Genomic DNA, 12,548 nt, shown 5'->3' on the forward strand with positions numbered 1-12,548 from the left:
ACATTCGCTCATGGTATCCCAAAAAACTCAAGTCGCCAAAAATGTGGAGTCTATTTACCCTCTGTCTCCGATGCAGGAGGGGATGCTCTTTCACAGTCTTTATACTCCCGATGCAGGGGTTTATTGTACCCAAACCTTGATTACTCTTGAGGGAGAAGTTAATGTTACGGCCTTTAAACAGGCATGGGAAAAGGTAGTCGGCCGTTATGCCGTCTTAAGGACTTTGTTTCTTTGGGAAAAACGGGAACAACCTTTGCAAGTTGTGCGAAAACAGGTAGAATTACCTTGGTATGTCATAGATTGGCGTGATCTGTCCCCTCATCAACAACAAAAGCGTTTAGATCTCCTATTGGAAAACGAGCGCAAACAAGGGTTTGATTTTAAGGTTGCGCCTTTAATGCGGTGTCATCTGATCCAGTTATCAGATCAAGTCTATAAGTTCCTCTGGAATCGCCATCATATCATTCTTGACGGTTGGAGTTTGCCGATTATTTATCAAGAGGTTTTAGCTTTTTATCAAGCTTTGACTCAAGGGAAAAATTATGATCTTCCCTCGCCCCGCCCCTACCAAGATTATATTGCTTGGTTAAAAGAACAAAATCCCTCCGTTGCTGAGGATTTTTGGCGGCAAACTCTCAAAGGTTTTACCACTCCTACCCCTTTAAGAGTAGAACGAACTCAGTTTATTAAATCGCCTCAAAAGCCCAATTATCAAGAGTTTAACTGTTATTTATCCCCTTCTATTACTGAAAAACTACAATCCTTAGCACAAAACCATAATCTGACTTTATCTACTCTAGTGCAGGCCGCTTGGGGCATCCTCTTGAGTCGTTACAGTGGGGAGTCAGAAGTCTTATTTGGGGTTACGGTTTCGGGACGGCCTCATAATTTGGCGGGGGTAGGGAATATGGTAGGATTATTTATTAATACTTTACCTCTACGCCTCTCAATTAATGAATCTGATTTAGTTTTACCTTGGTTAGAAAAAATACAGCATTTATCGGCCGAACTTCAGGATTATGCTTACAGCCCTTTGGCTGAGGTGCAGAGAATGAGTGACGTTGCACCCGGAGTGCCTTTATTTGAGAGTTTGGTCATCTTTGAAAATTATCCAAGAGATGCAATCTCGGAAAATTCGGATCAAGTTTTCAAGGTGAGTGGGGTGGAAAATTTTGAGGAAACTAATTATCCTTTGACGGTGGCGGCCATTCCTAATCAGGAGTTAATGCTTAAATTAATCTATGATACTAGCCGTTTTGCTGAGGATACGATCGAGCGCATGGCCGGACATTTACAGACTATTTTATCTGCTATTATTACCCATCATAATCAACCAATAACACAATTACCTCTCTTAACTCCACAAGAACGAAATCAATTATTAATAGAATGGAATAATACTGAGGTTGATTATCCTTTAGATACATCTTTCATAGAGTTATTTGAGAATCAAGTTAATCATTATCCTGATAAAATAGCGATTATTTATGATGAACAAAAATTAACTTATCAAGAATTAAATAATCGTGCCAATCAAGTCGCCCATTATTTACGGGAAAAAGGAGTAAAATCAGAGGTTTTAGTAGGAATTTTGATGGAACGCTCCCTAGAAATGGTGATCGGGTTGTTAGCCATTCTGAAGTCGGGGGGGGCTTATGTGCCTTTAGATCCCAATTATCCTCAAGCTCGTTTAGCTGATATTCTTGCAGATTCAGATGTTTCTCTGATTTTAACTCAGCAATCCCTCCTCAATTTTCTGCCAGAAACTAGCGCTCAATTATTATGTTTAGATCGTGATTGGGCTAAAATAGCTAATTATAGCTCTAAAAATCCTCTTAAAATTACCAATTCGGACAATTTAGCCTATGTTATTTATACATCAGGCTCAACAGGTAAACCGAAAGGGGTATTAATTAATCATCGGGGGTTAATTAATTTAATTTGTTGGTATCAAGATGCTTTTAAAATAAGCTCTTTAGACAAAACGACTCAACTAGCAAACATCGCTTTTGATGCAACGGTTTGGGAGTTATGGCCTTGTTTAACGGCCGGTGCCACTCTAGTCTTAGTTAAACCTGAGATCCTGCAATCCACACCGCCAGAGTTAAGAGACTGGTTAGTTAGTCAAAAAATTACAGTCAGCTTTTTGCCAACGCCCCTAGTTGAAAAGATGTTATTTTTAGAATGGGATCAAAATATAGCCCTCAGAATTATCACAACTGGTGGAGATAAACTCCATCATTACCCTTCTAAGTTAATGCCTTTTCAGCTTTTTAACAACTATGGACCCACAGAAAATACAGTAGCAACTACTTCCGGTTTAGTATGTTATGATACTCAAGAAAAATTGTCATCTCCTGCCATTGGGAAGCCCATTAGTAATACTAAAATTTATATTTTAGATCATAATTTACAACCTGTTCCGATTGGTGTACCTGGAGAGTTACATATTAGTGGTGTAGGCTTGGCGCGCGGTTATCTCAATCGCCCAGAATTAACTCAAGAAAAATTTATTCCTAATCCTTTTTTTGGGGAAAAACTAACAGAAAAAAGCACCAAAGAAACCCACACAAAATTATATAAAACGGGGGATTTAGTGCGCTATCTTCCTGATGGAAATATTGAATTTATCGGGCGCATTGATCATCAGGTAAAACTAAGGGGATTAAGAATAGAATTAGGAGAAATTGAAACGGTTTTAGAAAGCCATTCTGAAGTGGAAAAAGCAGTAGTTATTTTACGAGAAGATTTAGAAGATCATCAAAGATTAGTGGCTTATATAGTGGGTAAATTTGCTTCATTAAATATCAAAGAATTACGTCACTTTTTACAACAAAAACTCCCTGCTTATATGATTCCTTCGGCCTGGGTAAGATTGCCAGATTTTCCCTTAAATAATAATGGAAAAATAGATCTTAAAAAGTTACCTATTCCCGATGAAAGTTCAATCATTGAATCAACCTATCTTCCCCCTAGAAATGAAAAAGAAACTATCTTAGTTCAGATTTGGCAAGAAGTTCTTAATCTTTCAAAAATAGGGGTTAATGATAACTTTTTGGAGTTGGGAGGCCATAGTTTAAAAGCAATTTCTTTAGTGAGTAAAATTCAAGAAAAATTAGGTCAATCTTTGCAGGTTAAACAAGTATTTTCCCATCCTACAATTGCCAAACAAGCTGAATTATTAAACTCCGTTAGCCCTTTTACAATAAAGGATATACCCCTTATTTCTGAACAGGAAACCTACGAAACATCCCATGCTCAAAAGCGGTTTTTTGTCTTGCAACAGATGGATCTTCATAATGTTGCTTATCATATTGTTTCTATCTTAAAATTAGAAGGAAAATTTAACCCTGATGCTTTTCAAAAAGCCCTCAAATTATTGATTTCTCGCCATGAATCTTTGCGCACTTCTTTTGTTTTAATTAATGGTGAACCTAAACAAAAAATCTTCAAAGATCGTCCTTTTGATTTTGAATTTCAAGAGTTGATCAATCAACCTAATGCGCAAAATATGATTATGGAAACAATTGAAAAAGAAAGAATCGCTTTTGACTTAGAAAATAGTCCTCTTTTGCGATCTAAAATTTATCAATTAGACCATCAGGAATATATATTATTATTAGAAATTCATCATATTATTTGTGATGGTTGGTCAATGGGTTTATTAGCTAAAGAATGTTTAAAATATTACCATGATTTAGTACAAGAATTAGAGCCTAAAATAGAGTCATTGCCCATACAATATAAAGATTATGCCACATGGCAAAATACTCTTTTGAAAAGCGAAAATCATCAACAAAAATTAGATTATTGGCGAGAAAAACTTGACAATGGCCAACTTCCTAGAATACATTTACCTACTGACTTTCAGCGCCCCCAAATTAAAACTTTTAAGGGATCTCATTTAAGCTGGACATTTGCACCTCAAACTGTGTCTAAATTAAGAAGAATTTGTCATGAAAGTCAGATAACTTTATTTACCGCCTTGATCGCCGCCGTTAAGGTTTTATTATATCGTTATACTGGTCAACATGATATTAGTATTGGCACGGAAATTGCTACTCGAAATCATCCTAAACTTCAATCTTTAATCGGTTTATTTCTTAATACCTTGGTTATTCGTGATCAAATTGAACCCCAACAGGGCTATAAATATCTACTAACACAAGTTCGAGAAACGGTAACACAAGCCTTAGAAAATTCTGATTATCCTTTTGATCTTTTATTAGAAGAATTGGCCGTTTCCAGAGAAATTAACCGCACTCCTTTATTTGATATATTGGTTTTACTACAAAATTTTGAGCAACCTCAAGCCTTAGAAAATATAGAAATAAAATCCCTCAATTCTCTTACTAAAACCAGTAAATTTGATGTTTCTTTTGTATTTAGTGAAGATCAGGAAAACTTAAAATTAGATCTGATTTATAACACCGATTTATTCCAAGCAGAAAGAATGGAAAAATGTCTCATTCATTTTGATAAATTGTTAAATGAGATGTTATCTAATCCCTATCAATCTATCAGTAAAGTTTCCCTATTATCAGACACAGAAATAACTTTTATAGAAAGTTTTATTAATCCTATTCCACGCTTAGAAAACCGCACAGTTATCCATGATTTTATTGATCAAGTAAAAGCCCAACCTCATAAAACTGCAATGATTTATCCAGCAGGAAATTTTAGCTATCAAGAATTACATGAATTGACTGATTTTTGGGCTTATCAATTGCAAAAGTTAGGCCTTCAAAAAGATAAAGTTTGTGGAGTGATCCTAGAAGGAGATTACCGTCAACTAATAGGAATGATGGCAATATTTAAAGCAGGAGGAATCTATTTACCCCTACGCTTAGATGAACCTGAAGGGCGTTGGCAACGCATGATTAGTAAAACTTCTCCTGAAATTATTTTAGTTGCTACTGAAAATTTAGAAGCAGTAAAACTTAAATTATTAGCCTTAGAAAAACCGCCTCTAATTTTAGTTGTTAATGATCATCAAATTAAGCAATATTATCAGTGGAATAGTGTTGATTATCAAAGCTTTTCTTTACACTTAGATCAACAAAAAGAAGGTCTACTTATGCCTCATGCTGATGACTCTAATTATATTATGTTTACTTCAGGCTCAACAGGTGAACCTAAAGCAATTTTAGGCAGTCATGGCAGTTTGCGCCATTTTATTAATTGGGAAAAATTAGAATTTGCCATTGATCAAAATTGGCGCTGTTTACAAATTGCTCAAATTAATTTTGATGCTTATTTGAGGGAAACTTGTGTTACTTTATGCTCAGGAGGCACTCTCTATATTCCTGATAGTACACAGCGAGAAGATTTAGAGCTTTTATTACTGAAAATAGGAGAATGGGAAATTAATCTACTGCACACTGTTCCCTCGGTTATGCGTCTATTTTTAAAAATGGGGCGTAGTTTACCTAATGCTCATAATCTTTTGAAAAATTTGCGAGTTTTTGTGTTAGGAGGTGAGCCTTTATTTGTTAAAGAACTAGCTGAATGGCATCAAATTTTTGGTTCTCAAACCGAATTTGTTAATATTTATGGAGCGAGTGAAACTACATTTGTTAAACATTTTTATCGTATTCCTAACCCCGATCAAATCCCTTATGGACGAGTCCCAGGGGGGCAAACTTTACCAGATGCGGCTTATGCAGTGGTTGATGGGGATCGTCCCTGTGCGATCGGCGAAGTCGGGGAGGTTTTCATCAAATCGCCTTATTTAACCAAGGGTTATTATCAGGATCAAAAATTAACTAACTCAGTTTTTGTACCTAATCCTCTGAATGGTGGCGTGGATCTGGTTTATCGAACAGGAGATTTAGGCCGACTGCTTCCTGATTTAACTTTAGAAGTGATCGGACGTAGTGACAATCAAATTAAATTAAATGGAGTGCGCATTGAATTAGGGGAAATTGAAGATGTACTCACTTCTATTCAAGGAGTAGAAAAAGCTCTTGTTATTGCCAATAAAAAAGAAGAATTAGTAACCGTAATTGCCTATTATCAAGCACAAGATCAGGTTAAAGAGGAATACATCAGGGGCAAATTAAAACAACTTTTACCAATTTATATGCAGCCTAGTTTTCTAATACATTTAGAGTCATTTCCTTTGTTACCTAATGGCAAAATTAACCGTTTTTCTTTACCAAAACCTGAAGAAAATATTTCCCATTCAATTAACTTAATTCCTGCTTTTAATGAACAAGAAACTTTATTAGCTTCTTTTTGGGGTGAATTATTAGAAGTGGAAGTAATTGACAGTAATCAATCATTTTTTGAATTGGGCGGAAATAGTCTTAAAGCGATGCGATTAGTGTCTCAAATCCGCAATCAATTCGGCATTTCCTTGCGATTACGGGAAATTTTCACCTATAATACGTTAAAAGAACAGGCTTTATTAATTCAATCACGACAAAAACAATGATTAATCTACAACAATCAAACTCAATTAAACCACCGGAAAAACAAAATTATTACGAAGTTTCTCACGGTCAAAAAAGGCTTTGGATTTTGCAACATATCAGTGAATTTTCTAGTGCTTATAATATTAGATTGGCCATGAGAATTAAGGGTAAATTAGATGTTTCTATTTTCGCCAAATCTTTTCAAGAATTAGTCAATCGTCATGAAATTTTGCGCACAACTTTTGCCAGTTTTAAGGGTGATATTCACCAAGTTATTCATGAAGAAATACCAACGGAACAGTTTATCACTTTTAAAGATTTAAGAGGAGAAAAAAACCCTCAAACCCTAGCAGATGATTTAATTCAAGAGTGCGCAAATTTGCCTTTTAATCTTGAACAATTGCCCCTTTTGCGAGTCTTATTAGTGCAGATTACCTCAGAAGAATTTATCTTTGGTTTAACTGTTCATCATATTATTGGCGATGCTCGATCCCTTGACATTATCTTTCAAGAATTTTTCACATTATACTCTGCTTATACTCAACAAAAACAAGCGGAATTACCCCCCCTTACCTTACAGTATAAAGATTATGCACTATGGCAAAATCAGTGGCTAGAAAGTGAGGAAATCAGAGAACAACATGAGTATTGGTGTAATGTTTTTGCTCAACAACCTCCCCTTTTAAACTTGCCGATCGACTTTCCTAGGCCTCAAGTAAAATCGGCTCAAGCGGCTTCCTACACCTATAGTTTTGATCCCAGTCTCAGCCAACAATTACAAACTTTTGCGGCTCAAAATCAGACGACTTTATTTATTACCTTATTAACTTTTTTTAAAATACTACTTTACCGCTATACGGGGCAACAGGATCTAGTGGTTGGCATCCCCATTTGCGCACGAAATCATCCCGATTTAGAAAACCAGATCGGATTTTATGTTAATACTTTAGCCTTGAGAACTTTATTACCAGAAAGGGCAACTTTTAAGCAAATTTTAACCGAAGTTACTAACACCTGTCTTGATGCTTATGAGTATCGTGATTATCCTTTTGATAAATTAGTTTCCACACTTGATTTAGACAGGGATTTATCACGAAATCCCCTCTTTGATGTGATGTTTTCCCTGCTCAGTCAAGAAAGCAAAACTACCTTAAAAATTCCGGGTTTAGAGCATCAATCTTATCCCCTCAAACCTCGAATGGCTCAATTTGACATGACTTGGAGCTTTTTTGAAAATAGTAATAATCTCACTTTAAGAATCGAATATGAACCAGATTTATTTTTACCTGAAACTATTGCCAGAATGAAGGGGCATTTTTTACAAATTATTAACAATGTAATTCAAAATTCAGATTGTCAATTATCCGAGATTAATTTATTAACACCCGAAGAAAATCATCAGTTATTAATAGAATGGAATCAAACCGAAATTGCTCACCCTCAACTGTGTTTACATCAGTTATTTGAACAAAAAGTTAAAGAAAATCCTGAAGCAGTTGCTCTTATTTTTGAAAACGAAAAATTGACCTATCAAGAGTTAAATAATCGGGCTAATCAACTGGCCCATTATTTACAAGAAAAAGGCGTAACTTCAGAATTTTTAGTAGGAATATTTATTAATCGTTCTTTTGAGATGATTATTGGCATATTAGGAATTATAAAAGCTGGAGGGGCTTATATTCCTTTAGATCCTAATTATCCCCCTGAGCGCATAGCTTACATGATGGACGACTCAGCAATTTCTCTGCTATTAACTCAGCAATCTTTAGTTAATTTGCTACCCAAAAATCAAGCCGAAATATTATGTTTAGATACAGATTGGTCAAAAATAGCCAATTATAGTCAAGAAAATATCAATCCTCAAGTTACCCCAGAAAATCTAGCCTATGTGATTTACACTTCAGGTTCAACGGGAAAACCCAAAGGCGTAATGAATATTCATAAAGGAATTTGTAATACTATACAATCTATTATCCATAATAATCAGTTTAACTCTGAAAATTGTACTATTCAAATCACTGCTTTTAGTTTTGATGTTTCAGTTTGGGAAATTTTCTTGTCTTTAACCTCTGGTGCTACCCTAGTCATAACTAAATCAGATCGCTATCAAGATCTAGATTATTTAATAGATTTAATTGTGCAAAAACAAGTAACTTATTTTACTTGTGTTCCCTCAATTTTACGGGTTTTTTTGCAACATCCCAACGCTAAAAATTGCCACTCTTTAAAACAATTATTTGTCGGAGGAGAGGCTTTATCTTATGAATTAAATCAACGATTTTTTCAACAATTAAACTGTGAATTATATAATGTTTATGGGCCTACCGAGGCCGCCGTTGACACTACGATCTGGCACTGTCAGCCCAATTGTGAGTCAATTTCCATTGGTCGCCCTATTGCAAATGTTCAAGTTTACATCCTCGATCGTCATTTAAAACCCGTTCCCATTGGAGTTGCCGGAGAATTACATATTGGGGGAATGGGTTTAGCTCGTGGATACCTCAACCAACCTCAATTGACTGCTGAAAAATTTATTCCTAATCCTTTTGGAGAGGGTAAATTATATAAAACAGGGGATTTAGTTCGCTATCTTCCCGATGGAAACATTGAATATTTAGGAAGAATTGATAATCAAGTCAAGCTGAGAGGATTACGCATTGAATTAGGAGAAATTGAAACAGTTTTAGAAAGTCATCCACAAGTTGAACAAACTGTTGTAATTATGCGAGAAGATACACCAAACAATCAACGCTTAGTTGCCTATTTAACCATCAAAGATCAACTTTTAACTCCTAAAGATTTCCACCGTTTCTTACAGGAAAAATTGCCCGTTTATATGATACCTTCAGCCTTTATTATCTTGCCAGATTTTCCATTAAATCCTAACGGAAAAATAGACTTTCATCAATTACCAATGCCCGATGAAATTTCCAAGGTTGAATCACCTTATTTAGCCCCCCGTAATCAAACAGAAACAAACTTAGTCGCCCTTTGGCAACAACTTTTACAACAAGGGAAAATAGGAGTTAATGATAACTTTTTTGAGTTAGGAGGCCATTCATTACAGGCCATGAATCTTATGGCCTTAATTTATGAAAAAATGGAAATAGAAATTCCGTTATCAATGATTTATGAAAAACCAACAATTGCCCAATTAAGTGAATATATTATCTATGCTCAAGAGATGAATATTCAACCAAAAGAACGCCCTTATGTTGTGTTTAATCAAGAGCAAGAAAAGGCCGTCTTTTTATTCCCCCCAGCCCTTGGTTTTGCCGCCGCCTATGCTAATTTAGCGGAGTATTTAACGGATTATGCTATCTATACTTTTCGCTATATTAGCGATCAATTAATGTTAGAAAAATACGCAGAATTAATTGATCAATTATCTCAAAATCAAGAGATCAAATTAATGGGACATTCGGCCGGAGGCTTTTTAGCCATGTTAATGGCTCAACAATTAGAAAATCGGGGGCGACTGGTTTCCGATGTCATTTTACTTGATACCTACAGAGGCGGCCGTGAAGCAAAAAAAGCCGAGATGTCAGAGATTCAAGAAGGGGTTGATACATTCTTATTAAACCCCAAACGTCAAGAATTAAGAGGTTACTTTTTAGAAAATCAGAAACTGCGCGATCGCACTTATCATCAAGTCTGGGAATATTTTAATTTTCTCTGGAATACTGACTTAAAAAATGTGCAAATTCAAGGCAATATTCATCTGATTCGCGCCGAAGGAAACTATGAAGCCAAAGACGATTGGAGTCAAGCCACAAAAACACAAAGAATCAATCATTATGCCTCTGGTGTTCACCGAGAAATGATTGATCCTCCCCATCTTCAACAAAATGCCCTAATTATTAAGAGTATTTTGCGCCCAGAAAAAGACAATTAATCAGGTTTTTGTGCTGAAAATAAAACATAATCATCAAAAGCCATAAACCAACCCCGATCCCTTGACCAAGCTTCAAGGCCGGGGTTATCTTTTTGAAGATCGATCACTAAATCATGTTTACTAACCCCTTGGCTAATTTGGGCGAAATAATGAACCATGGCCGGCCAAACATATTCACTAATCGGTAAAGCTTGGATATTAATAAATCCATACTTTTTGAGTTTTTCGATATAAATATGTCGGTTATACTGATTAGCGAAAGGAATACACATTTTTTTGCTATTCACATTTAACCAAAAATCAATTCCTCGCCCCACTCTAGGCAAACAGTCAGCGATTGCCACCTTTCCACCAGAGCGCAAAACTCGAAAAGCCTCTGCAAAAAAATCTTCACGGGTGTCAAAATGAAAAGCACATTCTAAAGCCGTCACCTTATCAAAAGAATTGTCAGCAAAAGGAATCTGAGTAGCCGAGCCAACTTGAAGTTTAATTCGATCGGCTAATCCGGCTTGAGCCACCCTTTCTTGTGCAATTTCCACCTGTAATTGTGTAGTATTTAGCCCAGTAATTGAACTAACATTATTTTCCCTTACCCACAGTAAATCCTGTTCAGCAAAGCCAAAACCCACATCTAAAAGCCGATCCTCAGCTTTTAGTTCCCCCACTTCTGCCAATTTACGAGCTAAAGCCGCACAAGCTCCATTATAAGTTGTTTCCTCCTTCCAATAGCCAAAATTGAGCCATTGGGGATAATTAGGATCATAAAGATGGGGATCCCGTTTGGCGATATTAGTATAAAGTTCAGAAACGTTAAATTTATCTTGCAAAAATGCGATTTCCTGAATCGGATGCTTAAGAAATTGTTTGATGACTGCCCAGCGATTACGCCATTCATCTTTGAGGGGAATTTTACCGATATTTTCCAAATTAATATTCTCCTAATAATTATTAATAAAAAAACCAAATTCAATCAATTCTTTAATAGATTTGATGAATGATTATTACCTTTCCCTTGTTTTGACTTGTGCCAGAAGTCTATTATCTCCTCATTCAAGATTCCAAGCTTCAGGATTAATCAAATAAGGGGGTTTTTGCCCCTGAAGCACTTGTAAAATTTGATTGGCCGCCGAAAGAGCCGCCGCTAAACTCGCTTCAGGAGTTACCCCCGCTAAATGAGGAGAGAGAATGACATGATCAAAATTATATAAGGAATTATCTAAAGAAGGCGGTTCAGGTTCAAATACATCCATCCCACATCCAGCGATCAATTTTTGTTCAAGAGCAACCACTAAATCCTTCTCACAGACCACTTTGCCACGAGATGTATTAATTAAAAAAGCAGTTGGTTTCATCTTTTGAAAAACATTGAGATTAAACATTTCTCTTGTTTCACTGGTAAGTTCAGGGTGTAAAGACACAAAATCCGATTCAGCCAAAAGATCGTCTAAATCCTTGACCCACCTTGCTCCCACCGATTCCGCTTTACTAGCCGGAACGTAGGGATCATAAGCCAATACTTTCATCCCAAATGCCACATTACACTTATGAGCAACTAAAGTTCCAATTCTGCCCAAACCAACAATCCCAAGGGTTTTATTTTCCAGTTGAATCGGTTGGATCTGATTGCGAATTAAATAATTACCCGTTTTAACACAATGATCCAAAAAAGAAAGCTTTTTGGCCAAAGCTAAAATCATAGATAGGGTATGTTCAGCCACCGCAGTTGTGGACATCCCAGGATTATTAACAACAACAATTCCCCGTTTTGTTGCCGCCTCAATATCAATTGAATCCGTGCCAAATCCAGATGTACTAATGACTTTTAAGTTTTTTGCTAATCCGATTGATGAGCCATCTAACTTATTAGGATAACGAACAAAAACCCCAGATACTTCTTGAATCCCTTGATTAATTTGTTCCTGTGTGGGGTTAGATAAAATTTCCAGATCAGTAAATTCTTTAAGGAGTTTTTCCCCCGCCTCATCGTACATTTTCCCGATTAAAAGAACCTTGTGCTTTTGACCCTCTAAAGTTAGAGTTTTTGGCAAAATAGAAGTCATAGTAATTTTTCTTAAATTAACATTTAGCAATGAATACTAGGAGAATCGAAACAGAAATTTTGATACGATCACACCTTAAACCTAAGTTAAGAATTAGGCTTTTGAAGTTAAGATTGATCACAATTATTTACAATTGTAAATTTTTGTAAAACAATTAAACTCGATTGTCCTGATAAT

At 35.9% G+C, this 12,548-nt stretch carries 4 protein-coding genes; 2 read left to right on the forward strand and 2 right to left on the reverse strand.

What is annotated here, in order from left to right:
• The first annotated feature begins 10 nt into the window (after positions 1–10).
• A complete protein-coding gene (locus Anndu_RS10360; RefSeq protein WP_464101127.1) occupies positions 11–6,436 on the forward strand; it encodes an amino acid adenylation domain-containing protein in 6,426 nt (2,141 codons plus the stop codon).
• Positions 6,433–10,311 carry a non-ribosomal peptide synthetase gene (locus Anndu_RS10365; protein ID WP_464101128.1) on the forward strand — a complete coding sequence of 1,293 codons (3,879 nt, stop codon included), beginning with the start codon at positions 6,433–6,435 and terminating at the stop codon, positions 10,309–10,311. The genes Anndu_RS10360 and Anndu_RS10365 overlap by 4 nt, the downstream gene beginning before the upstream one ends.
• On the opposite strand, the gene Anndu_RS10370 is transcribed toward Anndu_RS10365, so the two are convergent.
• Both Anndu_RS10370 and Anndu_RS10375 read right to left on the reverse strand, forming a co-directional pair.
• Positions 10,308–11,237, reverse strand: a complete 930-nt coding sequence (locus Anndu_RS10370; protein ID WP_464101129.1) for an SAM-dependent methyltransferase — start codon at positions 11,235–11,237, stop codon at positions 10,308–10,310. The two genes, Anndu_RS10365 and Anndu_RS10370, sit on opposite strands and share 4 nt — an antisense overlap.
• A gap of 120 nt (positions 11,238–11,357) precedes the next feature.
• Complete coding sequence (locus tag Anndu_RS10375; protein WP_464101130.1) at positions 11,358–12,371, reverse strand: hydroxyacid dehydrogenase; 1,014 nt, start codon at positions 12,369–12,371, stop codon at positions 11,358–11,360.
• Positions 12,372–12,548 lie beyond the last annotated feature (177 nt).

It is taken from the genome of Annamia dubia NIES-4383, assembly GCF_055394725.1.

Excerpts from the sequence above, each read along its gene's own strand:
- Anndu_RS10375 (WP_464101130.1), bottom strand. The coding sequence starts at position 12,371 with ATGACTTCTATTTTGCCAAAAACTCTAACTTTAGAGGGTCAAAAGCAC.
- Anndu_RS10365 (WP_464101128.1), top strand. The coding sequence starts at position 6,433 with ATGATTAATCTACAACAATCAAACTCAATTAAACCACCGGAAAAACAA.
- Anndu_RS10360 (WP_464101127.1), top strand. The coding sequence starts at position 11 with ATGGTATCCCAAAAAACTCAAGTCGCCAAAAATGTGGAGTCTATTTAC.